This window comes from Mesorhizobium sp. WSM2240 (assembly GCF_040438645.1).
GTDB lineage: Bacteria > Pseudomonadota > Alphaproteobacteria > Rhizobiales > Rhizobiaceae > Allomesorhizobium.
Genome location: NZ_CP159253.1, coordinates 666118 through 692307, shown reverse-complemented (window position 1 = coordinate 692307; position 26190 = coordinate 666118). Strand labels below are relative to the sequence as shown.

Here is a 26190-nt window from a genome sequence, read left to right as displayed (position 1 = left end):
GTTCTGTTAATTTAAACGAATTCATTAAGACGCCGTTTGGAAAATCGAGGGGGTGGGGTTTTGCGGTGAAGCGATTTATGATTCAAGCTCTGGATGTGGACCGAGCAGAGCCGCGGGCGAATGGCCCAGATCGCCAAGAAGACCAAGCGCCCCCATCCGATTTGACGGACGAGGAATGGGAGCAGATCGCTCCGCTAATGCCCAAGCCCGGGCGTCGCGGGCGTCCGCGCGAGGTTGAATTCCGGGAGGTGATCAACGCCGTGCGCTACCTGGTCCGTTCCGGTTGCGGTTGGCGGATGCTGCCGATCCATTTCGGGCCGTGGCAGACGGTCTACGGCTGGTTCCGCGAGTTGGCGCGGCGCTTTCTGTTCCAAACCATCCACGACGTGGCGCTGATGCTGGATCGCGAGCGGGCTGGGCGCGAGGCCAGTCCCACGGCTGGCGTGATCGACAGCCAGTCGGTCAAGGCTCCGCAAGCTGAAACAAGGGGTTACGACGCCGGCAAGAAGATTGTCGGCCGCAAGCGACACATTGCCGTCGATACCGACGGGCGGCTCTTGATGGTCAACCTGACCACCGCCGACATCTCCGACAGCGCCGGAGCTCAGGCCATTCTCGACGGCATCCGCAGGCGTTGGCCCTGGGTGAAACATCTGTTCGCCGACAGCGCCTATGACCGGCTGAAGCTCATGGACAAAGCCGCCTATCTCGACTTCGTGGTCGAGATCATCCGTCGATCCGACGACCAGAAGGGCTTCCAGGTCCTGCCCCGCCGCTGGGTCGTCGAGCGTACCTTCGGATGGATGACGCGCTGGCGACGCCTCGTGCGCGATTATGAAAAGCGCATCGACGTCTCTCACGCCATGATCCTCGTCGCCATGGGTGGAAACATGATCCGACGAAATGCCCATCCCTGATTTTCAAAACAGATGGGGTGATTGGGGTCTCGGCCGAGCCGAAAGTGGGCGGCTGCTCCTGTCGGGATGTTAAAACGTGGTCGCTTTGGAGCGCCACAAACATCGGGAAGGAGCAGCCATGAAGTATTTTGCCGGACTTGACGTATCTTTGGAAGAGACCGCGATCTGTGTGGTCAACGAAACCGGCCGGATCGTGAAGGAAACGCGTGCGGCGAGCGAGCCGCAGGCGCTTTCGGCCGCCTTGCGGGAAGTCGATCTGCCACTGGACCGGATGGGTCTGGAAGCGTGTTCGCTGACGGCCTGGCTTCATAACGAACTGCGCGGCGAAGGCTGGCCTGCGATCTGCATCGAGACGCGGGCCGCCAATGCGGCGATGAAGACGATGCCCAACAAGACCGATCGCAATGATGTCCGCGCATTGGCGCAGATCATGCGCACCGGGTGGTATCGGCAGGTGCATGTGAAGAGCCGGCAATGCCGTCTGTGGCGCTCCCTGCTTGTTGCCCGCCGCACGGTGCTGAACGAAATGCGGACCATCGAGAACGTGGTGCGGGCGATCCTGCGGGAGGCCGGCCTCAAGCTGGGCAAGCCGTCGCGAACCGCCTTCGCCGATCGCGTGCGCGACGTGGCTGGCGCAGACCCGGTCGTCATGCCGCTGGTCGAGCCGCTACTGACGATCCTCGGCACCATGCTCGCAGAGTTCGCCCGCCTGACGAAGCAGGTTCTCGATCTCGTTCGCAAGGAAAAGGTCTGTCGGCGGCTGATGAGCGTTCCCGGTGTTGGGGCAACAGCTTCATAATACCCGCTATCAGTCGGGCGAGACGATTATCCGTTACCGATTCCATCCCCGTTACGGGGAAACGGTTACTGTTGCCGGGCGCAATCGTCGTGGTGACGAGGTCAGTCTGACCATCCGCCAGCCAGACGGCACCCTGGCGCATCTGCCGATCTGGATGACGGAAGATCAAGCGGAGGCGATGATGATGACGGAGCATCCCCGTCTGCCGCTGGCGTATCTGCACGAACTTCGTCTTGAGCTCGATGCCTGTCTAACCTTGCTGCGTGACGATTCCCGTCACGAAGGAGGAGACATGCATGAAGCAACGGCAACCCTGTCACCGCCAATTCGATCTCTTCGTGCCCAAGACCCCACCGGTACTGGTAGCAGCGTCCGAGCGGACGAAGCTATTGCCACTGGTGAGCGCGCTGCTGTCGGAAACACTCAGCGTCCCCGCAGTGACGGAGGCCGGCGATGAAGATCACGTCTGACCACCTGGCGCGCGGCGCCTTCATCTACATTCGGCAATCCACCGTCGATCAGCTTGCCAACAATCATGAGAGCCGGCGGCGTCAATATGGACTTGCCGACCGTGCCCATGCTCTTGGCTGGACGGATGTGACAGTCATCGACGACGACCTGGCCGCTCGGGGTCGGGCGTCAGTCGTCCGGGCTTCGAGAAGCTGTTGGCAGCGATCTGCGAAGGCCGCGTCGGTGCCGTTTTTGCGATCGAAGTGTCGCGTCTGGCGCGCAATGGACGCGACTGGCACACGCTGATCGAATTTTGCGGACTGGTTGGCACGGTGATTGTCGATGAGGATGGAATCTATGAACCACGCCATCCAAACGATCGGTTGTTGCTGGGCATGAAAGGGACGATGAGCGAACTCGAACTGTCGCTCCTGCGGGCCCGTTCGATGGAAGCCTTGAAGCAGAAAGCACGACGGGGCGAGCTCTTCTTCACGGTAGCTGTCGGCTATATGAAAATGGGCCGCGACAAGATCGAAATGGATCCAGACCTGCGTGTGCGAGAGGCGATCGGGTTGGTCTTCACCCGCTTTGCCGAAATGCAAAGCATCCGCCAGGTGTTCTTGTCGCTTCGAAGCGACCAGATCGCGCTGCCGTACCTCAACTCCAGGAACTCCGGACAACGGCAGGTGCTGTGGAAGCTTCCGGTCTATGCGACGGTGAGCAATCTTCTCACCAATCCTGTTTATGCCGGCGCTTACGCCTTTGGCCGAACCGGAAGTCGGACGATAATCGAAAACGGCCGCAAGCGAATCGTGCGCGGCCGTCGCAAAGATCGTTCAGATTGGGCTGTCTTGCTCGTTGACCATCACGAAGGCTATTTGTCCTGGGCGGAGTTTGAAAGGAACCAACGGCTGATCGCTGACAATGCCAACGGCAAGGGCATGATGGTGCGCGGGCCGGTGCGCAAGGGGGAGGCTTTGCTCGCGGGCCTGCTGCGTTGCGGCCATTGCGGCCGCCGCCTGCTCGTCAGCTACAACGGCACCAAGGGCGATGTCGGCCGCTATAAGTGTGACGCCACCCGAAGCAACCCTGGCGGTGATCCCTGTATCTCGTTCGGCGCACTGCGCGTCGACGAAGCGGTGGGTGTCGAGATCGTGCGGTTGCTGCAGCCGCTCGGCGTTGAAGCGGCCATCCAAGCGATCACGCAGTGCGAGCACCAGTCTGGCGAAAAACAGCGCCAGATCGAGTTGGCGCTCGAACAGGCGCGATATGACGCAACCAGGGCGCACCGACAGTATGACACGGTCGACCCCGACAATCGTCTGGTAGCTGGCGAACTTGAGCGACGGTGGAATGGCGCCCTCGCGAGCGTACGCGCTCTCGATGAAGAATTGGAGGCCCTGCTGCGACAGCGGCCGGCAGCTTTGGGCGTCGAGGAGCGCCAGCGTCTATTGCAAATGGGGGCCGATTTGGAGGCTGCCTGGCATCATCCGGCGGCCACTTCCGTCACGCGCAAGCGTATCGTCCGGGTCGTGTTGCGCGAGATCGTGGCACAGGTCGAGGGTGACGAGGTTCATTTGTTGTTGCATTGGCAGGGTGGCGATCACACCAGCCTGACGGTGAGAAAGAACCGGCGAGGTCAGACGCGGTGGTGCGTCGAGCCTGAGACGGTGGAGTTGATCCGCGCCTGCGCACGAATGATGCCTGACAAGGCCATTGCCGGCATGCTCAACCGGATGGGAAAGCGGATAGGTCGATCGAATGGATGGACACAGTCGCGTGTGCGGGGCTTCCGCAATACGCACGACATCGCGGTCTACAGGGATGGCGAATGGGCCGAGCGCGACGAAGTCACGTTGACTGAAGCCGCCAGCATGCTCAATCTGAGCCCTGCGACGGTCCTTCGCCAGATTCGCGCCGGCATCATCCCTGCCCAGTAATATTGCATGGGCGCACCTTGGGTTCTCAAACGAGGAAATATCGAAGATTCGCATCTGATCGAGCGGATCAAGTCGTGCTCCAAGGGGCCGCCATCATCAGATTCGGATCAGAAGACCCTTGTCTTTCAATAGCGTAGCGAGATGGGCATTATGACGTGGGACCAGGCCCCATCACCGCACTCGCATTCCGGGCCACGATCGACCGGCCGGACCGGTTCAGGCGTTCGAGAAATGTGGGCGCGCATCTCGGCCTGACCCCGGCGCGCTACCAGTCGGGCGAGACCGACATCCAGGGCAAGGTCAGCCGATGCGGCGACGAACTCGCCCGCACGGCCCTCTATGAAGCGGCCCATACGCTACTCGTACGCAGCAAGAAATGGTCGAGCCTCAGAGCCTGGGGCATGAACGTGGCCAAGCGGCGCGGTATGGCGCGAGCCCGGGTCGCTGTCGCCCGCAAGCTTGCCGTTATCCTGCATCGTACGTGGATCGAAGCGACCGAGTTCCGCTACGCGCACACAACCGGTCTTCGCAGCGGCGGCATGAAATGAGACAAGACCTGGAGGAGGAAGAAACACATATTCGCCCGCAAGGGTGATGCCGGATCGTCCGTGGGGACGATGGGCAAGGCGATCTCGGTGAGAGTCCCGAACCTTGGAGCCTCAGCCTTCAAAGGTCGTGAAACAGATTGAGACGCCTTGCTCTCCTGAACCCATCATGCGGCGGCCCAGCGCCGACCGCGAAGAGAAGCGCGTGACCCGCGGACGATACGATCCGGAAAAGAACAGGAGCAGCTTGACTTCAAAGACCCCAATCAGAGAGGACTCTCAGACGGGTCAGAGCAAGAGCTGCTCAAAATCGTACGCTAAGAGACCGTCAAAGGCCTACGTCAAGCGCAACAAGAACGATGCGGAAGCGATCTGCGAGGCGGTGACGCGACCGACAATGCGGTTCGTGGCTGTCAAATCGGCGGATGCCCAGAGCATTCTTCATCGGGCTCACCACCTCTTGGTTCGGCAGCGCACAGCGCAAATCAGCGCGATGCGGGCGCATCTGACAGAGTATGGCGTCGTCGCACCGAAGGGCCGGGCCCATGTCCGTGGTTTAAGCGAAGGTCTCGACAAGGGCCATGGGCCGCTCCCCGCAATGGCGCGACGGTTCTTATCCTCCTCGCCCGAACGATCGAGGGGCTTGGCGCGCAAACCCGGAAGATCGAGATCGAGCTTCTGGCGTGGTATCGCACGAACCAGGTCTGCCGGCGGCTCTCAACCATTCCCGGAATCGGGTTCATCACGGCGACCGCTCTCGCTGCCACCGTCGTCGACGCAAAGGTCTTCCGCTCCGGTCGTCAATTCGCTGCTTGGCTCGGCCTTATTCCAAAACAACCATTCCTCCGATGGCAAAGACAGAATGGGAGGAATCTCGAAGATGGGAGATCGCTATTTACGGCATCTCCTCGTCGTCGGCGCCACGGCGGTCATCCGGTACACGCGGCGAAAAGCGACGATCGTCAGCACCTGGGCGTTTGCTCGACCGTAAGCCGGCACGGCTGGTCACAGTCGCTGTCGCCAACGAGGTAGCGCGGATCGCCTGGGCGGTGATGGCGCGTGAGGAAAACTACCGCGCGACGCCTTCAATGGCTCGAGGGTGACGACGGTCGCGCGAAATGACATCCAGTTTGGGCAGGAGAGAACGCATCAGTGATGCAGATCCGGTCAAGCCGGGGATCGGGAGAACCTGAGTGATTCAACGCGCAGCGCAGCGCGGCAGCTTGATGAGGGCCCGATCCATCGACACCATCATGGCCAGCGGCCTGAGGCCGCACAAAAACGGGCCGAACACATGAATGAACCTGACCGCTTCAGTATTGCCATTGTCAGAATCTTCTTGCTCAACGGGGGCAATGGTATGGACCCCGCCCTCGCGGCGAGGTGGAATCTCGAACGTCAACTGCGATGAAGGAGGATATCATGCAGGTCGTTCGGATAGGTCTGGATTTGGCGAAAATTCTTCGAGATTCACGGCATCGACAAGCACGGGAAAGTCGTTGTGCGACAGAGGCTGCGTCGCGATGCGGTGGCCCGCTTCTTCGCCAATTTGCCGGCGTGTCTGGTCGGCATGGAGGCTTCGAACGGGGCGCACTATTGGGCTCGCGTGCTCACCGATCTTGGTCATCAGGTGCGGCTGATCAGCCCTCAGTTCGTGACGCCATACGTCAAGTCGAACAAGAACGACCGGAACGATGCGGAAGCCATCTGCGAAGCGGTCGGTCGGCCGTCGATGCGCTTCGTGCCACCGAAATCAGCCGATCAACTTGCGGTGCAAGCCGTCCATCGCATTCGCCGACGTCTGGTCGCCGACCGAGTCAGGCTCGTCAACCAGGTTCGCGGTCTTCTGTCCGAGCATGGGATTGTCATTGCTCGTGACATCGCGCAGTTGCGGCGCGGCCTTGCCTTCATCGTGGGGAACGACAATGACGGCCTCAGCGAGATGATCAGAGAGCTCATGAGGGAATTGCAGGCGGAGTTGGCCGAGCTCGATGCTCGCATTGCAACCTATGACCGGCGGATAAGGGAAATCTTCCGTACCAGCGACAGTGCCAGCGGCTCGGGAAGATCGAAGGCATCAGCCCTGTGACGGCAACAGCATTGATCGCCGCGGTTGGCGATAGAAGCTGCTTCAAGAACGGCCGTCAGTTCGCGGCCTGGCTTGGCCTGGTGCCGAAGCCGCGATCCAGTGGAGGGCGCACCCGCCTGTTCGGCATCAGCAAATGTGGCGATGGGTATTTGCGCACACTGATGATTCATGGCGCTCGCGCCGCTTTAAGCCGGGCTGGCGGCAAGCAGGATCCGCGAAGCCACTGGCTCGGCAAGATGCGGCAACGGCGGCATCCCAACGTCGCAGCCGTTGCGCTTGCCAACAAGAATGCACGAATCGTGTGGGCCATGCTCTCGGGCGGCACGGATTACGAACCGGCGCTGCCAGTGAAAGTAGGCTGAAGCGAAGCGGCACCCGATATACGAAGCCAAAAGGGAAAAGGAGGTCCCACCCCGCAATTGCAATAAATGGCAGGAGATGGTGAACCGGTCATCCCGTCGCTTCCCGAACCTGATGTGTGGACCGGCATGGCGTCAGCCAATGTCACGGGGGCTTTGAGGTGGAAGCGGGCGGGACACATGAATCACAACCAAGCCTCAGACGGAACCCACAGCCAGCCGATTTTCAGAACGGTCTCTTATTTCGACTTTGTACGTTAGGTGGCAAAGCACAGGGCTTGCGCCATTCGCAGGATGCGCTCTTGCGGGATATTTTGTCGCTCCCGGTTTGGCGGGGAGTGTTGATTAATTTCGCCGATCCAGATTGCGAGGCGGACGGCGCCGATGGCGTCGCTGAACGTCAGGCTGGGTTTTCGGTACCACGCTGCGGCGTATGGGGTGGTATTGCCGGTGAGCAGATCGCAGGCCCATAGCGATATGAAGCTGTAGAGCCCGAGCAATGCCGGGGTGGTTCGTGCAATGGCCTTGTCGGACCATTGCCGCTGGGTCTCAACGCCAAGGTGGGCACGGGTCTCAGCGAACGTGACCTCGATTTGCCAGCGGCGGACGAACAGGGCGATGATTTCGGCGGGCTCGAGGGCGATGTCCGTGCTGAAGAAGGCTTGAGGGGCGCGTTTGCCATCGGGATCCCGGACCAGCACCCAGCGGATCGGCATTACCGGGGTACCGGGCCTGTACCACAAGGCGGTATCAGACGTGATCTCGAGCGTCTTGCCTTCGACATGGCCATACCAGGCGGACACGATGATCCTGGCCCAGGTCGTGGCGGGGTTGGACAGGAGTGTCTTGAGCTTTGGTAGCGCTGGACCTTTTTGCGCTGGCCGACCGACGGTGCGCGTGGTCCGCTTCGACGGCGGCGCAAACAGGCTGGCATCCAGTCGCAGCCGGCTGATGAGCGTTGCCCTGGCAGTGATGGCATGGGCAAGTTCATGGACGGCAAAGCTGCTGTCGCCCACGAAGATGATGCGGCGCCCCGGCAGCCAGCGACAGAGTTGCAGTGCGCCCTGCCGCGCCCAGTCGGTCAGCAGCTTGTGGCGCCGCCCGCGTTGATGGTCGGATCGCTCGGACGGAGCAAGCAGGGTCAAGACCGGCAAGGCCTTTACCAGGCTCGTCCATGGCACCGGGGTCAGCACCATGAAGCTCAACCAGCGCAGGCCACTGGCTTTGACGAAATGGCCATGGCTGGAGCGCACTGGGTCCCGGTAGATGCCCCGTGCGCTGATCCGGCGTCCCCATCGTCGTTCGATGGTGTCGTCCATGCCAATGACGATGAGGCCATCCGGCACGAGCCGTTCGATCACAAGGCCCAGCAATCGCCTGGCAATGCTGCGGGGACTCCAGCAGGCTCGGTTGAGGATCTGGTGGTAGCTTGCAAAGTTGGCGGCCTCGGCTCGGCCGGTCATGCGTAGGCAGGAACTGACGGTCCGCTTGCCCGGCGCCAGCAAAGCTCCCATGACCAGAACAAGGACATGTTCCCAACTGGGCGCTGTGAAGCAGGTGCGCAACGCTTGAAGCCACTGGCGCAGGATCTGGGGAACGGCATCGCCGACAGCGGCGCTGGGATGGTGCAGCATCCCATGCTTCGAATCCCGGCCAGCACATGTTGCAAGGCAATGACCCTGCGGCGAAGTGAATCAGGCCTGCCCGGGCCCGCGGCAGCTATGACTGCACAATGGAAAAGGACGACGTGGCCCTGCGCATCGAAGCGTTCGACGAGGCCAATGGTGGCGGCGTTGGCTGCTACCAGGACAAAGGTGCCTACCACCTGTACCTGCTGGCAACCGAGGCGCCGATCGCCCGTCTCAAGCCGACCGGCAGAGGCGATGAGGTCAGGATCGCCTACTGGTCACACCGCCGAAAATGGGAAGACATCGACGATATGGGCGGCTGTGTCCTGCCCCTCGATCAGGCGCTCAGCCACATCGCAACCAACAGCCTTTTCTGGACCTGGACCTGACCAAGAACGTACAAAGTCGAGCTTACACGCAGGCTCGCAAGAGCTTGAGATCAAAACATTCTTTTTTAATTCAGGCTCTTAGACCCAACTTAAACACCGCGAATTGGAAAGCGCTGGTGTTTCAATGTGTTGAGGGCGTGCGCAGGGTTGTTAGCACTACGAAGCGCTCGAGGGAGGGTTCCGAAGCCGGCTCAGGCAGCCTGTGCTTCGGCCACGTTCGGCGGCAAGGCGACGCCGGCCGCGCGGAAGACGTTGCCGATAGATCCAGTTGCCGGCGTGCGAACGGTGATCACCTTGCCGTCCTTCTCGATGACGCCGGTCTGTAGGCGGTCGAGTTCCCGCAGGACGTCGGCCCATTCGGGCTTGATGGCGGCCGCTTCGCAGCGCTTGTGCAATTCCTTGCGCAATACGAGGGCGATAAACGAACAGAACACATGGCCGCGGATGGCCTCGTCGGAGGAATGATAGATCGGCCGGGTGCGCATCAGCGCCTTTGCTGTGCGGAACAGCTCCTCCACCTGGAGGAGGTCGCGATATCGCAGGACGGCCTGCAGCGGCGTGATCCTGGCATTGGTGCGCAGCACGAAGATGCCGTCATACCTTGCCTCGTCAGCGATCTTGCCGGCATCGATCTCGAAAGCGCCGGGGCTCGTGCTGCGCAGATAGCGGCGGTAGGCCGAGTTGCCGACAAGCGCCTTGTCGCCCTTCTTCAGCTGGCGGTCGAGGCCCTCGACGATCGCGGCACGATCGGCACGGTCCTTGTCCGCCTCGGCTTCATTGCGGGCGACAATGTAGCGCCGTCCTTCGACGGTCACCTCCTTGACGAAGAGCTGCGTCTCGCCGGTGGCGCGTTCGATCAGCAAAGGCGTGAAGCGCTTGTCGTCCTCGAGCACGACACGGCGCACCAGGACGTCCGTCCTCTCGCGCACGCCGAGCACGTATTCCAGCCCGCGCTCCTCGAGCGCGGCCATCGTGGCAGCGGAAATCATGCCGCGGTCGGCGACGACGCAGACCCGGCCGATGCCGAAACGATGACGCAGCCGGTCGATGACCGGGATCAGCACGCTGACATCGGCGGTGTTGCCCGGCCACATCTCCGAGCAGACGGGTCGGCCCTCGCCGTCGATCACCACGCCGACGATCATCTGGTTGAGATCGGGCCGATGGTCCTTGGAATGGCCATGGGCGCCGAGCGTGGCGCCGCCGGCGCCTTCGAAGGAGAGCGAGGTGGTATCCATAAACACGACACTGAGGTCGGTGAAGAGATCCTTGCGCCTGGCGAACAGCGCTTCCTCGATCTCGTCCTTCACAGTGCGCGGCGAGAATGGCGTCGCATTGGCTTGGCGCGCCTCGGGCAGTTCCTCGCCGAGCCAGGCCATGGCCCGGTAGAAGTGATGCAAGGCAAGATCGTCGGCGCCGGGGATGTCGTAGTCGACGAGCCACTTCTCGCAGGCCCTGTCGGAGCCGGAGGCCATGATGCGGTGAAGCACGGCAGCAAACACGGCCCGTTCGACGGCAAACTCGAACTTCCGCTCCGTCAGCAGCCCTTCGATGACCGCCCGGCAACCGGTGTCCTCCCACAACCGGCCGAACAGCAGCGGTGCGCCAATGCGGCGGGTGTGCAGGCTTGTCGAACTTTGCTCGATGGCCTGCAAGACCATGGCCCGCTCAGCGTAGCGGCCAACTGAAGAGGCGAGCCGATCGAGATCACCCGAGGCCAGGACCGCCTCCTTGCGCCCGAGATTGCGGATGATCCGCTGCTTCATCCGCCCTTCCTCGCGCACGCTCTCGACGAGGTAGAGGTAGGTGTAGCCGCGGATGTTCTTCTCGCGCACGAACATGCAATCAGCATTACCAAAAACGGTGATTCGTCAAGCTCCGCGCTTCAAAGCAGGACATTATTTAGCATTACGCCTAAAAACCGCGCCTAGCTCCACCTCAACAAAAACAACGAGATAACGCAGAAAATGCGCCGGAATCTGCCGGCAACTGTTCAAGTCGGGTTAGACATTCTCACCATTTGGACGGAAAAAAGCGAGTACTCTGCTAAACTGTCGGAAAAACTCACGGACTGCGTATTCCTGCCAAAGAAAGCTTTGCTGATGTTCTTCGGCTGCAGGACTTATCGAAGTGAGTAGTATTACAGTATAATGGTCTACTGGGCGAGAAGTGCTTTCGCGATCGCAAAGAGCTCCAGCGCTTCCGGATTGGCGAGCGCTTCCTTGTTCTTCACCGGTCTGCCATGCACGACCTCGCGGACGGCGAGTTCGACGATCTTGCCAGACTTGGTGCGCGGGATGTCGGCGACCTCTATGATCTTGGCCGGCACATGCCGCGGCGAGGCGCCGGTGCGGATCTTCGTCTTAATCTTCTTTTCGAGATTGGCGTCCAACTCTAGCCCGGGTGCGAGGCGGACAAAGAGGATCACCCGGACATCGTCCTCCCAGTCTTGGCCGATGCAGATGGCTTCCGCGACTTCATCGAGCTGTTCGACCTGGTTGTAGATCTCTGCGGTGCCGATACGGACGCCTCCGGGATTGAGTGTGGCATCCGAGCGGCCGTGGATGATCAGGCCGTCATGTTCGGTCCATTCGGCGAAATCGCCCTGCCACCAGACATTGTCGAAACGCTCGAAATACGCCGCGCGGTATTTCGCGCCTTCCTTGTCGTTCCAGAAGCCCACCGGCATCGAGGGGAAGGCGCGGGTGCAGACCAGCTCGCCCCTCTCCCGACGCACCGGCTTGCCCTCGTCGTCCCAGACATCGACCGCCAGGCCGAGTCCTGGGCCCTGAATCTCACCGCGCCATACCGGTTTAACCGGATTGCCGAGCACGAAGCAGGAGAGGATGTCGGTGCCGCCGGAAATCGAGGCGAACTGGACGTCCGGCTTGATGCCTTCATAAACGAATGAAAAACCTTCCTGCGAAAGCGGCGAGCCGGTGGAGGTGATGTGGTGAAGCTCGGAGAGGTCATGTGTCTTTAAGGGTTCGATGCCGCCTTTGCGGATGGCATCGATATATTTGGCGGAGGTGCCGAAGACGGCGAATTTCTCTTCCGCTGCATAGTCCCACAGCACGTTGCCCGTGGGCGCGAACGGCGAGCCGTCGAACAGGCAAAGTGTTGCGCCGCTCGCCAGCCCCGAGGCCAACCAGTTCCACATCATCCAGCCGGCGGTGGTGAAGTAGAACAGCTTGTCGCCATCGCCGACACCGGAATGGAAGCGGTGCTCCTTCAGATGCTGCAACAGCGTGCCGCCGGCTGAATGGACGATGCATTTCGGGACACCGGTCGTGCCGGAGGAGAAGAGGATATAGAGTGGGTGGCCGAACGGCAGTTGCTCGTATTCCACGGGCCTCGCGGTGAAGGGGATGGTCGCGGCATCCATGGTGCGGCCATCGGCGAGCGATGCGGCCAGCGCTTCGGCGTCGCCGGCGTAACCCACTACCATGACGGCGCAGCCGAGCTTGGGTGCGACGTTCCGGACCTCGTCGGAGACGTCCTGCAGCTTGCCATTGTACCAATAAGCGTCGCAGGTGATGAAAAGCTTGGGCTCGATCTGGCCGAAGCGGTCAAGCACGCCCTGTTCGCCGAAATCAGGCGAGCAGGACGACCAGATGGTGCCGATCGATGCGGCGGCCAGCATGCAGGCAATGGTCTCCGGTATGTTCGGCATCATCGCCGATATGCGGTCGCCCCTGCCCAGCCCCATCGCGCGGAATGCCTGCTGCAGCTTTGAGACGGTGGAATGGAGCTGATCCCAGCTCCAGCGGTAACTGACCTTGTCCTCGCCGCGGAAGATCAGCGCATCCTCGGGACCATGCTTGATCAGGAGGTTTTCAGCGAAGTTTAGGCTGGCGTCGGGAAAGAAGCGAGCGTCGAGCATGACGTCGCCGTTGATGAGATCGCGCGGCCCGGGCTGTCCAATCACGCCACAATAATCCCAGACGGCAGACCAGAAAGTCCCGCGTTCATCGATTGACCATTGTTGAAAGGCATCATGGTCGGGTAGATCGGCCTTGTAGGTGCACGCGCAGAATTCGCGAAATCTCGTGATTGCGCACGTGTGAATCTGGTCTGCGCCGGGCTGAAATAAGGGTGAGTCGATCATCGACGAGTTCCTTGAATCAAACATTTTGGCGGCCGGGGGGCAGATGCCAGACCGATGCGATAGCAGGCGCCGAGCACAACAGATTTAGCCTTAGTGCGACCAGGTGCCTTCTCGGTGTTCAACCGAACAGATCAACCCGCGTCCCGGCAACGCCGGAGCGCCCTGATGCGCCAACCCGTTAAGAGGAAGAGAGGCTAGTTGGGCCGCGATGAGTGCGCATAGCGGCATCGAAACAAATCCTGCATCTCGGGAGAGCTAGCCTAGATAGGATGCTATGACTGCAGGGTCGTCCCTTATCTCTGCTGCTGGCCCGCACAATGCAACGCGCCCCTGCTCAACGACATAGGCATGTTGTGCATACTCAAGCACAAGCATGGCGTTCTGTTCGACGATCAACACACCGATCCCGTTTTCGCGCGAATAGTCGCTGATGGCCGAGATGAGCTGCTCTTCGACCTTAGGGGCGAGTCCAATAGACGGCTCATCAAGCAGAAGCATTTTCGGCTGGGCCATCAGGGCGCGGCCGAAAGCCAGCATCTGCTGTTCACCGCCGCTCATTCTACCGGCTTGTTGTTTTTGACGGTTGGCGAGCACAGGAAAGAGTTCAAAAATCCGCTCCAGCGTCTTGCGCCGCATTGCGGGATCAGGCCGAACGGTCGCGCCAAGCAACAGGTTCTCCAGGACCGACAGTTTCGGAAAAAGCTCGCGTCCCTCGGGCACTAGCGAGACGCCTTTTCGCACGATCTCATCCGGGGCGAGCCCATTGAGCCTTGCACCGTCCAACCGGATCTCGCCGGAAGCAAGTTTAACGAGACCGCAGATAGCATTCATCAGGGTCGTCTTTCCCGCGCCGTTGCTGCCGACAACTGCAGTCACTTCCCCAGTGCTGGCCGTAAAGCTCATCCCATTGAGCGCGCGGACGCCGCCATATTCGAGTACGAGATCTTTCGCCTCAAGCATCACTATTCCTCTTCTGACCAAGATACGCCTTGATCACTTCAGGATGACGTCCGATTTCCTCAGGCTTTCCTTCCGCAATGACGCGGCCAAAATTCAAAACGGTGATCCTGTCACACAGACGCATCACCGATTTCATGTCGTGCTCGACGAGCAAAATCGAGATTCCATCTGCTCGCAGTTGTTCAACCCGTGTCGAGACTTCTGCCTTTTCGGTTGCATGCAGCCCTGCCAACGGTTCGTCCAGGAGCAGTATTCGAGGGCGGGCCGCCAGCGCGGTTGCGATGCTTAGTACGCGCCTCAAACCACCTGGAAGGTTTCCAGCAGGTTCATTGGCGCGTGATGCAAGCCCCATCCGCTCCAGTGCCTCGAACGCAGCAATATTGATCTTCGCGGTCTCTCCGGTCGGTATCCATCTCTTAGGGTTCCACGCTGACCCCTGCGCAGCTCGGACGCCGAGCGCTACGGCTTCAAGCAGGGTTCCTGAAGTGTAGACCCTCGTAAGCTGAAATGTTCGAACCAGGCCCAGCCTGGCAACACGATGCGAGGGGAAACCTTCGACGCGAACACCGTCCAGGCTGACGTCACCGGCAGAAGGTTTCAAGCTTCCGCTTATTAGATTCATCGTCGTCGATTTGCCCGAACCATTCGGCCCGATAAGGCCGCGGATTTCGCCCCGTCCGAGCTTGAGCGACACTCCATCTACCGCTTTCAAGCTGCCGAAGATCTTGCTTAAATTATTGATCTCAAGCATTTTTAATCCTCCAGACCATGAGGCGGCCACGCGCCCATTGTCCGAAGAGTATTGCGATGATGACAAATACGCCCCAGATCATCGGGACGAATTCAGGGACAAATCTGAAGATTTCTTCGATCAGCGTAAGAAACAGCAGTCCGAGAATTGGACCGGAAAAGCGGGTCGTGCCACCGATCACACAGGCCGCGACGACCTTGAACATCAGCATCGCATTTATGTCCGATGGCGAGACGATGCCGTTGTAAGTGGCGAACAAACCTCCCGCTATTCCGGCGCCGAATGAGCCAAGTATGAACGCCAAGGCGCGCAACGCCCAGGCATCGATCCCGATCGACGACGATAGTGCCTCGTCCTCGCCGACAGCCTTGATCTTCAAACCGGCGTCGGAGGCATCCAGTGACGCGTAGAAGATGCCCAACAAGACCAGCACAGCGGCCACCAAGCATAGGAACTCCAGCGTCGACGACGGATTAGGCAGGATTTCAGGCCGCTCGATAAAGGCGATGCCCGATGTGCCGCCAGTGATTTCCCGGAACTGAATGAAGCATTGGCGCAGCGCCTCTCCCGCCGCAAAGGTCGACAGGAAGAAGTAATATTGGCGGGTCTGAAGCACGGGGTAGGACAGCAGCGCTGCAAATAACGCCGCGAACAATCCTCCTGCGACTATTGCCACCAGCACCGGCAGGTCGAATGGCGGCTTCGAAAGGATTGCAACGGAGTAGCCGCCGATCCCCATGATGGCGATATGAGCGAACGACCAACCTCCCATTGTCGTGATGGTGCGATACGACAGAACCAGGATGGAAGTCATGCCGAAAAGCACGAATACACCAAGCATATAGTTACTGCCGACGAAGCCGCCGACGACAAGCGCGGCGCCCAGTGCGCACACGGTCATTAAATCGCGTCGGAACGCACTCATTATTCCTTCTCCCCGAACAGGCCAGATGGCTTAACACTCAGGACGAACAGCATGACGGCCGCGCTTGTGAGAGCGAGAAAACGTCCGGCACCGAACTGAGACATGAGGGTATCGAGGACACCGAAAATAGCAGCGGCAGCAACCGCGCCCCAGATGTTGCCAATACCGCCAACGATGATGATGATGAACGCCTTCCATAGCGCACCCGCGCCCATGAAGGGAGAGATCTGGCTGATGGGACCCATGGCCGCACCGCATATGCCCGCGATCGACGATCCGAGGATGAGCGTAAGTCGGCCCACCTTCTCGGTTCGGATACCTTGCAAGAGGGCGCCACGCGGATTTTGAGCCACAGCGCGAATGCGCCGGCCTGCCTCGGACCTCATAAGAAATACCCACAGACCGGCTGCTAGCACAGCGGCCACCCCAATGACGACGAGTCTCGATGCCGGAAGAATGGCGCCGCCGAAGTTCACGACGCCTCGCATCGGCGGGGCGATCGAAAGACCAACGGGCCCAAAGATTTGAAAGACAATCGTCTGAATGACATACGACAACGCAAGCGTTGATATGAAAATCGCCAAAGGCTTGTCGCCGAGTGGCACGACCATAATTCTGTGTAGCACCAGGCCGAGCAGCCCGGTCACCGCCGCCGCCACGATTGCACCGATGGCCCATGCGACTGGACCACCCAGCTGGGGTGAGAGAGTCGAAATACAGAGATATGTTGCGTATGCGCCGATCATGAAGAATTCGCCATGGGCGAAATTAATGATCCGCATCACGCCGAAAACCAATGCCAGACCGAGGGCGAAGCAAAGGTAAAAGGACGTGAGCGATAGGCAATTCAGTAAGATTTGCATCGGGTCAATCACCTGAGAGAGGTCGGAGTAGCCGCGGCACGTCCGCGGCCACCTATGCCGATAAGCCTCACTTTGCCGAGACTTGACCGCCTTCAGAGAGTGCTGGCAGTGCTGCGTCTTTGTGAGCGTTCCACCAGGCAGCCACATCAACGACGGCGGTAACCTTTACACCACCCTTGTCGTCCGTCACGTAGACCGGGAGTGGAGTCATCAGCCAGTTGTTGGCACCGAAGATTTCCGATCCACCCCAGCGCGAAGGTCCGAAAAGCGGCTGATCCACGGTATCGCTTGCGAAGAGCGCGTCGCGCACGCCTGCGCCGGTGGGATCTGAGGACTTCTGTATCCCCGCCTCGATGGTTGTCATCGCTGCGTAGGCGACCGACGCGAGCGCCGACCATTCCTTCTCGTCGAACTTCTCGACGTAGGTCTTATAGAACGCCGACACGCGCGGGCTGAAGTTCGGCTCGGAAGCATCGACGACATAAGCGCTGAAGATCCGGCCAGCTACTTCTGCAGCCGGGACACGTTCCGTTACCAGGCCCATGGTCCAGCCTTCGCTGCCGTAGAGACCCTTGTAGCCCAACTGCTCCGTCGATTCGACGAACAGGGCCTGCTGTCCAGGTGTGAAGCCCAGCTCGACGATAAGGTCGGGATTGGATGCAATTACCGGCGTGGCCAGGCCGAGCATGTCCGACGTTGATGCCGGATCGTAGGGCTGCGAGTAAACGATCTCGACGCGATCCAGGTAGGGAGCGAGGCCTGCCTTGTAATAGGCAAGCGCCGCCTGGCCGAAAGAGTGGTCGGCCGTTACGATTGCGACACGCTTGATCTCCGGCCGGCTCTCCAGGAGATGGCTGACAAGAAACATGTATGACGCCGGTGAGCCGGTGACCGAACCGATGAGGAACGGGTACTTCGGGCCGAGATAGCCGGCACCATAGCTTGTTGTCAGAACCTTGTTTTCGGTGGTGATCTCGGCGACGGCCTGGCGTGAGGCAGGTGTAAAGGTCTGGAGAATGAATTTCACCTTGTCATCGAGAATTGCACGGCGGAAAGCGTTCAGCTCATCACCGGCTGTGTAGCAATTGTTGTCGTAGCCAGTTACCTCGATCTTATGCTTCTTGCCCGTTGCGTCGGCGATACCGCCGTTCGCGTTGAATTCTTCTGCCCAAATCTGAACACCGCGAGTAATCGGAACGCCCCATTGAGCGCACTCGCCTGCCTGTGGCTGGACCACTCCAACTTTGATCGTATCTTCGGCGGCCGCCGAAGTTCCTAGAGCACCACCGGCAAGTACGCCGGCAATCAGCAGTCTTGTAAGCACGTTCATTTCACTTCTCCCTGTGTTGAAGTTCCCCAATTTTTCTACCTGAGTATCTCGGTGTTACCGCACACACCCAATGACTGCCCCGAGATTGATCTGCCTGCATCGGACGCGACGAAAACCGCCAGATCCGCAATTTCCTCAGGTTCGATCATTCGACCCAGTGATATCGTCGCCACTTCCTCGGCCTCGATTTCGGCGAGCGGGCGTCCGGTAAGTTCTGCTCGGGCGGACATCACTCGCTCCATGCGCGGCCCACGGACTGAGCCGGGAAGGATTGCGTTCACGCGGATGCCGAACTGGCCGACCTCCATCGCGAGCGATTGGGTAAGGCCGATCACGGCCCACTTGGCTGCCGCGTAAGGCGTCCTCATCGGCATGCCCAATCGTCCTGCCGCCGAGGACATGTTGAGGATCACCCCCGACCGCTGTGTCTTCATCCCGGCCATCACACCGCGAATGAACAAGAACTGGGCGGTGAGATTGACATCGACCGTTCGCGCCCAGTCCTCGGGCGAGACGTCCTCGATCGCAGCCGTCGGACCGGCAATGCCGGCATTGTTGAAGAGGATGTCCACTCCGCCACCCAATCCCGCGAGCATCGACTGGAGAGCGGCCGGAACGCTGGCGGGGTCAGCCACATCGCATACGACTGCAGTGGCTTCGGGATAATCCGAGGAGAACGAGCTAACCGAAGCGGGATCAATGTCACAGACTGCGACCCGCGCACCGGCTTCAATCATTTTCTTCGCGACGACCCTGCCAATACCGCTGGCACCGGCAGTGATGATCGCGCGCTTGCCAGAGAGAGGGCTCATGCTGCTGCTCCCAATCCAAGGCGATCGCGGGTCGCGGCGGATGACATAATCCGCACACCCATGCGTTCGACGATTTCGCGCGCACGCTGCACAAGCACGACATTCGTCGCCGGAACACCCCGGTCGAGCCAGATATTGTCTTCGAGACCGACACGCACGTTCCCACCAAGCAGAACGGCCTGGGCGACCATCGGCATCTGCATGCGGCCAACGCCGAAGGCGGACCAGACAACGTCGGCGCCGCGGGCTGCGTCCGCCATGGCCTTCATTGCCGTCGTGGTGGCCGGAGCGCCCCAATTCACGCCCAGGCAAAATTGGATCATTGCAGGCTCGGCGAACGCGCCTTCGCCGATGAGCTTCATGACGAAGTCAAGGTGGCCGAGGTCGAATACCTCGAGCTCGGGTTTTACACCGTAACCCCGGATCAAAGCCGCACCTTCGCGAATTTGCTCGGGCGTGGAAATGTAGACCAGATTGCCTTCACCGACGTTGTATGAGCCGCAGTCGAGCGTGCAGATGTTGGGCCGCAGCGCCTCGACGTGGAGGAGCCGGGTTTTCTGGTTGACGAGATCTGTGCCAACGACGGCCTTGGTCGGATACTCGGCGTCGAGAACGAGGTCGCCGCCCATGCCCGCCGTCATGTTGACGATGATGTCCTTGTTGCGGTCACGAACGCGCTCAAGCACTTCTGCATAGAGTTTGACATCGCGACTTCCGTCCGTCGTCTCCGGATCGCGAACATGGACATGCGCGATCGCGGCTCCGGCTTCGGCAACGGCCAAGACGTCGGCCGCGATCTGCTCTGGAGTCACGGGGACATGCGGGTTCTTCTTGGGGCCCGCCCCGGCGCCGGTAACGGCACAGGTGATAAAGATTTCGTTGTTCATGCTTGTTGTCTCAGCTTGGAGGTTTCGTCTGAAAGAATTTCAAGAGTTTTGGGGTCGATCGCCACGCCGTAGTCCCGGCGTGCGGCTTCCGCCGAAATGTAGCCGTCGATCACGTCTTCGCGGACACGCTCAGGATTTCGGGAGCGCGCAACGCCCCAGCCGCCGCCACCTGTGGACAGGAATTCGAATGCTTCGTTCGGCCCGAATTTGTGGGATGACAGAAGCGGAGAGCGCCAGGTGCCATCCGGCCTCGGGCCACCGATGATCTCGCGGCGCCCATCGCCATATTCCTGCACCAGCACCTGAACGGGACTCATGCTGCCGCCGTTTACGCCAGGGCTTCCCTCGATGGTTCTGGATGTCTCGATCGAAAGCTCGCCGCCATTGAGAAAGCGGAACTTGAACCGCGCGCCCAGACCGCCCCGGTTCTCGCCCGGGCCGCCGGAATCCTGGCGAAGGTCGAAGGCTTCGACGACGACTGGGTAAAGCAACTCGGCCGCTTCCGCTGGCATGTTGGTGCAGTTGCCCAACGGATCCAGAGTCACATTCATCCCGTCATTGTACGGCGTTCCGCCCCAGCCGCCCGCCGGGATGTCCGAGAAGACATCGATGCGCCCACCGGGACCGCGAACCGCGGCAACGAACCAGTTTGCATCAGCGCATGTAGGAGCGATCGCAAGATCGGGAATGGCCTTTGCCATCGCCTGCCAGATCGCGCTCTGCACTTTGCCGGAGGTTACCGTGGTGCAGCCGACGACGGGAGCGGGCCAGCGCGCATTCAGCCAGCAGTCATCCGGAAGGCTCAATGTGATTGGCGCAAACATGCCGGCATTCGGCGGAGCGTCAGGCGCCAGGAAGAACTGCAAAGCAGTGTACACGGCGGCGGTTGTGTTCGCGAACGGCGAATTGATCGCACCGGCAACCTGGGGATCGCTGCCCGCGAAATCAACGTGCAGGTTTGAGCCCGATACCGTCAGCTTGACGCGCGCCCAGACCTTGGCATCGGTGATGCCATCGGAATCCGCGTAGTCGGCGCCTTCGTAGACACCATCCGGTATCTTTTCGATTTCTGCGCGAACGATTCGTTCGGTGTAGCGGATCATGTCGTCCATTCCCTGGAGCAGGGTCGCGCGGCCGTATTTGCGCGCGGTAGCCTGGAGTTCATCCTCGGCAGCCAGCAGAGCGCCCATGTGGGCTTGCAGGTCGCCGCGGATGTAATGCGGCGTGCGCGTGTTTCGCAGCAGGATTTCGAGAAGGTCCGGATCGACCTCATAGTTGCGATAGAGCTTCAGTGGGGGAAGCCGAAGCCCTTCACCGGCGACGTGCGTCCCGAAGCCCTGGCCACCAGGCCCGCCCCCCCCAAGATCCATCCAGTGACCGCGGCTTACCGCGAAACCGATAAGCATGTCTTCATAAAAGACAGGCATGGTCAGCGTCACATCGTTGATGTGGGTGCCGCCGTCATAGGGGTCATTCAGCACCACCACATCACCCGGCCGAAGCGTCTCGATGCCGAACTTCCGCGCCACGGCCTGGACGCTGAAATGCATCGCCGCCAGATGAACGGGGCAGTTTGCAGTCTGACCGACCAGACGCAGCGCGGGGTCATAGATCGCGTTCGAAAAGTCGAGATTTTCCGAAAGGATCGGCGAGAAGGATGACTTCTGCAGAATCACCGTCATGCGGCGGCAAACATGCTCGAACGTGTTGCGAAGCACTTCGAACGTGATTGGGTCGATTGAGGTAACCATTATGACCTCTCCAAAATGCAGTTGCGGGCGTAGTCAAAGCGTGCCACCCAACCCGGTGGAATGACGATGCTGGTGTGCGGATCTTCAATGAGAGCGGGGCCGCTGACCTCGACCGCGCCGGCGGCGTCGTGAACCAGGCTGTCGGTCCAGCCGCCAAACCAGACCTTGCGTTCAGCCTGACGTGGCGAGCCGATCGCGGAACTCGTACTAGATTGCAGAATGCCAGCGGGTGATGGCGCTTCCGCCGTCACTGCCAGTGCGACAATCTCCACGGGGAAATCGTCCGACCGGACACCGAACTCTCTCTTGTGCGCACCGTGGAAGGCCTCAGCCAGGCGATCAAGGTCGCGTCGCTCGATAGCACCCCGGTCCTGCACGACGTCCACTTCGAAAGTCTGACCCGCATACCGCATGCGCATCACGAAGCTAACCTGCACGCCGTCTGCGCTGGCGCCCTGCCCAAGAAGGGCTTCGACGGCTGCATCACCCAGGTTCTTCAAGCGGAGGCCGATTTCATCGAGCTCCTTGGCGACGAGCGGGGCGTAGTAGAAAACTTCTTCGTCGTGCTTGATTGCCAGTCGCAGCGCTCCATAAGCAGAGGCAACACCGGAGTATCTGGGGACGATGACCGTCGGCGTGCCGAGCGCCTCGGCGACTGCGCACGTGTGCAGCGGTCCTGCTCCGCCAAAACTCGCAAGCGCGAAATCGCGAGGATCTCGGCCGCGAGACGCAAGGACAAGCTTGACGGCTTGTGCCATAGCCTCAGTCGCGATCCGCAGCATGCCTTCGGCACATTCCTCGATGCTAAGTTTCAACTGAGACGAAACGGTCTCTACGGCTGCGCGAGCCGCTACCACGTCCAGCTTGAATTTACCCGAAAGGTCTGGGCTAATCCTGCCGAGCACCAGATTTGCGTCCGTGATCGTCGGCCGCGTTCCACCTCGCCCATAGCAGGCAGGCCCGGGAACCGAACTTGCGGACATGGGGCCGACGCGGAGTGAGCCACCGCTGTCAATCCAGCCGATCGACCCCCCACCGGCGCCGATTGAGCGGATATCAAGCATCGGCACTGCGACCGGAATGTCGAACTCTATTTCATATTCGCGGGTGATGAGGCCTTGGCCATCCTCGACGATGGACGCGTCGAAGCTCGTTCCGCCCATGTCGGTATGAATGATGTTCACCGAGCTCGCAGTGTGCGCTATCTCGGACGCATATCCGACGCCGCCCGCAGGCCCCGACTCCACCAGTTCCTCGACACGGAGACGAGCCTGGTTGACGGACATCATCCCGCCATTGCTCTTCAGGATCATGAGATTGCCGGTAAATTCCGCTTCACGGAGCCGGGCCTCAAGACGCTCGAAATAGTCGGCCATCACCGGTAGGATCGTAGCTCTAACCGAAGCCAGCGTGAAGCGCGTGTGCTCTCGGAACACCGGCTTGACATCCGCGGAGGGAACTGCCCGCACGCCGGGCAACGCCGCCGTGATGATTTCTGCGACCTTACGCTCGTTTGCCGGGTTCGCGTAGGAGTTGATCAAGCAGATAGCCACGGACTTGATGCCTGCCGCTGCGATGGCCTCGACAATGGGCTGAAGCTCTGCACCATCAATTTCCTTCTCAACCTTCCCCAACGCATTGGTTCTTTCGTTGATCGTGTAGCGATGCCGACGACGGATCAGAGGCTCAGGCTTGGTTTGATAGGGCCGATAAAGATGTTCGCGGTGCATTCGGCCGATTTCGAGCACGTCGCGAAAGCCTTCCGTCGTGATCATCGCAGCATCCGGGAAGGTGCGCTCGATCAGCGCGTTGGTCGCCGTCGTAGTGCCGTGGACAAGCAGCTCAATTTCATTCGGTGCGATGCCGGCATTTGCGATGGCGCTCAAGACACCGCGGGACCTTTCCTCAGGGGTCGTCAGAACTTTACCGGTTCGCTCTTCGCCGGTCGCCCTGTTGACCGCGAAGAGGTCCGTGAAAGTCCCTCCTACATCAATACCAACTTTCCACATTCCAGTTCCCCTTTTTTTGATCGTTGATCAAAGAATTGCTTATTAAATAACTTGTGTCAATCCTGTTTTTCACGAGAGATCAAAGGCACGGCACCTAACCATTTTTGATCGTTGATCAAACATATTATTAGCGTTATGCTCACATCCGTGTCATGGAGATCAGGAGTGAAAATGCCAGGGACCAAGTTTCAGGTGCTTCGGCCGCGGCCAAGAAACTCAGATTTGGAACATGTTTATGCAGAGCTAACTCGTTCAATCATGATGGCCGAGTTTGCACCTGGTCAGAAGCTGAAGCTCGATGACCTGGCCACCGCATTCGGCACAAGCCACATGCCGGTTCGAGAGGCCCTCAATAGACTTGTCATGGCTCGCGCGCTGCAGGCCGAGACGAGGCGAACTCCCTTCATTCCCGAAGCGAGCGTTGAGCGTCTTCGCAATCTGCTTACCCTTCGAACAGATCTTGAAGGCAAAGCGGTGGCGATGACAATCGAGCGCGGCGAGAACGGGCTTGCCGATCAGCTGGCCCAGATAAATACCCGCATGGACACTGAAGCGGAGCGTGGCGCATTAGGGACGCGGGCGTATCTGCAACTGAATCACAAGTTTCATTTTTCGCTGTATGAACGATGCGGAAATCCTGAACTTGTGAACCTGATTGAATTGCTTTGGATGCGTTATGGGCCTTTGTTGAGCCTGTTGAAGGCGACTCCAATGTCGTTCTCCGGGCATCGGCATCACGCAAAAATAATTGCCGCCGTGAGATTGGGCGACAGCGCCACAGCTGTTCAGAACCTAGTCGCCGACCTGCAGGAAGCTGGGGATGCTATCGCGACAGCTTTGTCTACAAAAATACAGAAAGCGCACAGCTCTAGATCGAGCGCACCGTAACACTTGGACCGCAATTCCTGGGTTATGCGTTGATCTCCAGAAGGACGAACGCATATGGCAGAATTATAAAACGACCCGCGCGTTGCGAGGGACGGTGCTTGGCGGTGGGATGATATGGATCGACGCTGGTAGCGAGTGACCCTCGGCGTCGGGCGAGTTGGGGCTCAGGCATTCCGATGCCCGTCGTCGCTCATTAGGACTCGCCAGCCTCCTTTCACGCGATACCTGCCGCTGTTTCGGTTGGGCATTGCTTCTCGGGTAACTCAGAGCGGGTAGTCCGAAAAGGTGAGTGGGCGCGATTCAAAGTGAAGCTAGCATCCTCGCTGCCCATGACTAATTCAGCGGTGTCAGAGTGAATGGCCAAGCCGGGTTATCCTGACGATACGACAATTCCGTAGGGAGGAATATTTTGATTAACGAGATAGATATTTTTATTGCCGTCGCGCAGCCATGGATGTGCGACGAGTTTGGTCATATGAACCGCCGATTTTACGCGGCCATGTTCGACGACGCTACATTGGTCGTCTTGCGGTTCTTAGATGTTGATGACCGCCAAGGCTCCCTTGGATGGGCAGACGTCAGGACCGAGACCGATTTTCGCGCGGAGGTGAGCGCAGGAACCATTCTCAAAATCCGGTCTTCGGTCACAAAAATTGGGAGAAGTTCGGTCACGATTCGGCACGTCATGACGAATTCGTCCAATGGTGAGACTGCTGCGGTGGAGAGCTGCGTCTCGGTTCGGTTTAATCTCCAACGACGTGAATCGAGCGAACTAGGTGCAGCCGTCGTCACTCGCGCGGAGCTATTGTTTGCCGCGTAGCAGGGCAGGCAGCTATCGCGGTAGGGATGCCCATGCTGGGCCCCCCCCCGCACAGATCCGGACGAGCGGAATTCCCGCATTAAATGTGCTCGAACACATTTGATGCATAATGTAGCTTCGGTAGAGATGTGGCGCTCGGCATCCATACCGGCCTGCCGTCTCTGGCCCGCGGCGGCCGACGCCACATCTCTACCAAAGCCACATTACGCAACCGGACATCTCTAAAAACCCTCGCCTTTGGACCGCGATTTTGATTGAATCCTGGCATTGATTTGCGGAGGCAGGCGATGCGGGGACAGGCAGGGTTCTGGGACATTGATGAGCGCTATGTGCGGCTGAGCGAAGCGGGTGATCCGCTGGAGAAGCTGAATGCAGTGGTTCCGTGGGATGTATTCCGCAAGCCGGTGGCCAAGGCGCTGAAGCGCTCCGATGGCGCCAAGGGTGGCCGACCGCCGTACGATCCGGTGATGATGTTCAAGGTCCTGGTTCTGCAGGCGCTTTATGGGCTGTCTGACGACCAGGCCGAATTCCAGATTCAGGACCGGCTGTCCTTCATGCGCTTTCTCGGGCTGGGGCTCGGCGACAAGGTGCCGGATGCCAAGACGATCTGGTTGTTTAGGGAGCACCTCACGCAGGCCCGCGCGGTGGAGAACCTGTTCGCCCGCTTTGACAAGCACCTCACGAAGGCTGGCTACCTGGCCATGGGTGGCCAGATCGTCGATGCCACCATCGTGGCGGCGCCGAAGCAGCGCAATTCCGATGCTGAAAAGGCCGACATCAAGGCGGACAAGGTGCCGGAGGAATGGAAGAACAAACCAGCCAAACTGCGACAGAAGGACCGCGACGCGCGCTGGACGGTGAAGTTCTCGAAGGCCAAGGCCGATGGGGAGGGAAAGACGAAGCAGCGCGATATTGCCGTTCCCGCCTTCGGCTACAAAAACCATGCCTCAATCGATGAAGCGGTTGCCGG

General features: G+C 59.9%; 18 protein-coding genes and 6 pseudogenes. 12 read left to right on the top strand and 12 right to left on the bottom strand.

Features of this window, described 5'->3' with window-relative positions:
• Window positions 1–93 precede the first annotated feature (93 nt).
• From ABVK50_RS03240 to ABVK50_RS03205, 8 genes and pseudogenes are all read left to right on the top strand, one after another.
• A pseudogene (locus tag ABVK50_RS03240) lies at window positions 94–917 on the top strand (IS5 family transposase).
• A gap of 118 nt (window positions 918–1035) precedes the next feature.
• A pseudogene (locus tag ABVK50_RS03235) lies at window positions 1036–1701 on the top strand (transposase); the annotation flags it as partial.
• The gene (locus tag ABVK50_RS03230) at window positions 1694–2173 is read left to right on the top strand and encodes a hypothetical protein (protein ID WP_353642824.1); all 480 of its coding nucleotides are present in this window, start codon (window positions 1694–1696) and stop codon (window positions 2171–2173) included. The pseudogene ABVK50_RS03235 and the gene ABVK50_RS03230, both read left to right, overlap by 8 nt.
• A 208-nt stretch (window positions 2174–2381) precedes the next feature.
• Window positions 2382–4106, top strand: coding sequence for a recombinase family protein (locus tag ABVK50_RS03225; protein WP_353642825.1), 1725 nt, complete (start codon window positions 2382–2384; stop codon window positions 4104–4106).
• 164 nt (window positions 4107–4270) lie between these two features.
• Window positions 4271–4654, top strand: a pseudogene (locus tag ABVK50_RS03220) (transposase); the annotation flags it as partial.
• A gap of 369 nt (window positions 4655–5023) precedes the next feature.
• Window positions 5024–5428 (top strand): annotated as a pseudogene (locus ABVK50_RS03215) (hypothetical protein); the annotation flags it as partial.
• An 85-nt stretch (window positions 5429–5513) separates the two neighbouring features.
• The gene (locus ABVK50_RS03210) at window positions 5514–5642 is read left to right on the top strand and encodes a transposase (RefSeq protein ID WP_353647002.1); all 129 of its coding nucleotides are present in this window, start codon (window positions 5514–5516) and stop codon (window positions 5640–5642) included.
• Window positions 5643–6073: 431 nt separating this feature from the next.
• Window positions 6074–7102, top strand: a pseudogene (locus tag ABVK50_RS03205) (IS110 family transposase).
• Between the two features lie 254 nt (window positions 7103–7356).
• On the opposite strand, the gene ABVK50_RS03200 reads toward ABVK50_RS03205, so the two are convergent.
• Window positions 7357–8733 (bottom strand): transposase, encoded by a 1377-nt coding sequence (locus ABVK50_RS03200; protein WP_353642827.1) that lies wholly within the window; start codon window positions 8731–8733, stop codon window positions 7357–7359.
• 98 nt (window positions 8734–8831) lie between these two features.
• Here ABVK50_RS03200 and ABVK50_RS03195 point away from each other — a divergent pair, with 98 nt between their 5' ends.
• Window positions 8832–9116 (top strand): hypothetical protein, encoded by a 285-nt coding sequence (locus tag ABVK50_RS03195; protein ID WP_353642828.1) that lies wholly within the window; start codon window positions 8832–8834, stop codon window positions 9114–9116.
• A gap of 191 nt (window positions 9117–9307) precedes the next feature.
• Here ABVK50_RS03195 and ABVK50_RS03190 read toward each other — a convergent pair whose 3' ends face one another.
• From ABVK50_RS03190 to ABVK50_RS03140, 11 genes are all read right to left on the bottom strand, one after another.
• A complete protein-coding gene (locus tag ABVK50_RS03190; protein WP_353641105.1) occupies window positions 9308–10957 on the bottom strand; it encodes an IS1634 family transposase in 1650 nt (549 codons plus the stop codon).
• 314 nt (window positions 10958–11271) lie between these two features.
• Complete coding sequence (locus ABVK50_RS03185) at window positions 11272–13224, bottom strand: acetoacetate--CoA ligase (RefSeq protein WP_353647001.1); 1953 nt, start codon at window positions 13222–13224, stop codon at window positions 11272–11274.
• 255 nt (window positions 13225–13479) lie between these two features.
• Window positions 13480–14184, bottom strand: a complete 705-nt coding sequence (locus ABVK50_RS03180; protein ID WP_353642830.1) for an ABC transporter ATP-binding protein — start codon at window positions 14182–14184, stop codon at window positions 13480–13482.
• Window positions 14177–14935, bottom strand: a complete 759-nt coding sequence (locus ABVK50_RS03175; RefSeq protein WP_353642831.1) for an ABC transporter ATP-binding protein — start codon at window positions 14933–14935, stop codon at window positions 14177–14179. Before ABVK50_RS03175 ends, ABVK50_RS03180 begins: the two co-directional genes overlap by 8 nt.
• Window positions 14928–15860 carry a branched-chain amino acid ABC transporter permease gene (locus tag ABVK50_RS03170; RefSeq protein ID WP_353642832.1) on the bottom strand — a complete coding sequence of 311 codons (933 nt, stop codon included), beginning with the start codon at window positions 15858–15860 and terminating at the stop codon, window positions 14928–14930. Before ABVK50_RS03170 ends, ABVK50_RS03175 begins: the two co-directional genes overlap by 8 nt.
• Window positions 15860–16723, bottom strand: coding sequence for a branched-chain amino acid ABC transporter permease (locus ABVK50_RS03165; RefSeq protein WP_353642833.1), 864 nt, complete (start codon window positions 16721–16723; stop codon window positions 15860–15862). The genes ABVK50_RS03170 and ABVK50_RS03165 overlap by 1 nt, the downstream gene beginning before the upstream one ends.
• Before the next feature lie 67 nt (window positions 16724–16790).
• Window positions 16791–18053 carry an ABC transporter substrate-binding protein gene (locus tag ABVK50_RS03160; RefSeq protein WP_353642834.1) on the bottom strand — a complete coding sequence of 421 codons (1263 nt, stop codon included), beginning with the start codon at window positions 18051–18053 and terminating at the stop codon, window positions 16791–16793.
• Window positions 18054–18088: 35 nt separating this feature from the next.
• Window positions 18089–18865 carry an SDR family oxidoreductase gene (locus ABVK50_RS03155; protein ID WP_353642835.1) on the bottom strand — a complete coding sequence of 259 codons (777 nt, stop codon included), beginning with the start codon at window positions 18863–18865 and terminating at the stop codon, window positions 18089–18091.
• Window positions 18862–19752, bottom strand: a complete 891-nt coding sequence (locus ABVK50_RS03150; protein ID WP_353642836.1) for a 3-keto-5-aminohexanoate cleavage protein — start codon at window positions 19750–19752, stop codon at window positions 18862–18864. Before ABVK50_RS03150 ends, ABVK50_RS03155 begins: the two co-directional genes overlap by 4 nt.
• Complete coding sequence (locus ABVK50_RS03145) at window positions 19749–21503, bottom strand: hydantoinase B/oxoprolinase family protein (protein ID WP_353642837.1); 1755 nt, start codon at window positions 21501–21503, stop codon at window positions 19749–19751. The genes ABVK50_RS03150 and ABVK50_RS03145 overlap by 4 nt, the downstream gene beginning before the upstream one ends.
• Window positions 21503–23512: a hydantoinase/oxoprolinase family protein gene (locus ABVK50_RS03140; RefSeq protein ID WP_353642838.1), complete on the bottom strand. Its 2010-nt coding sequence runs from the start codon at window positions 23510–23512 to the stop codon at window positions 21503–21505. Before ABVK50_RS03140 ends, ABVK50_RS03145 begins: the two co-directional genes overlap by 1 nt.
• Before the next feature lie 171 nt (window positions 23513–23683).
• On the opposite strand from ABVK50_RS03140, the gene ABVK50_RS03135 reads away from it, so the two are divergent.
• The 3 genes and pseudogenes from ABVK50_RS03135 to ABVK50_RS03125 form a co-directional block, all read left to right on the top strand.
• Entirely contained in the window at window positions 23684–24400 is a 717-nt protein-coding gene (locus ABVK50_RS03135) for a GntR family transcriptional regulator (protein ID WP_353642839.1), read from the top strand.
• Window positions 24401–24809: 409 nt separating this feature from the next.
• Window positions 24810–25220 (top strand): acyl-CoA thioesterase, encoded by a 411-nt coding sequence (locus tag ABVK50_RS03130; RefSeq protein WP_353642840.1) that lies wholly within the window; start codon window positions 24810–24812, stop codon window positions 25218–25220.
• Window positions 25221–25507: 287 nt separating this feature from the next.
• Window positions 25508–26176, top strand: a pseudogene (locus ABVK50_RS03125) (IS5 family transposase); the annotation flags it as partial.
• Window positions 26177–26190 lie beyond the last annotated feature (14 nt).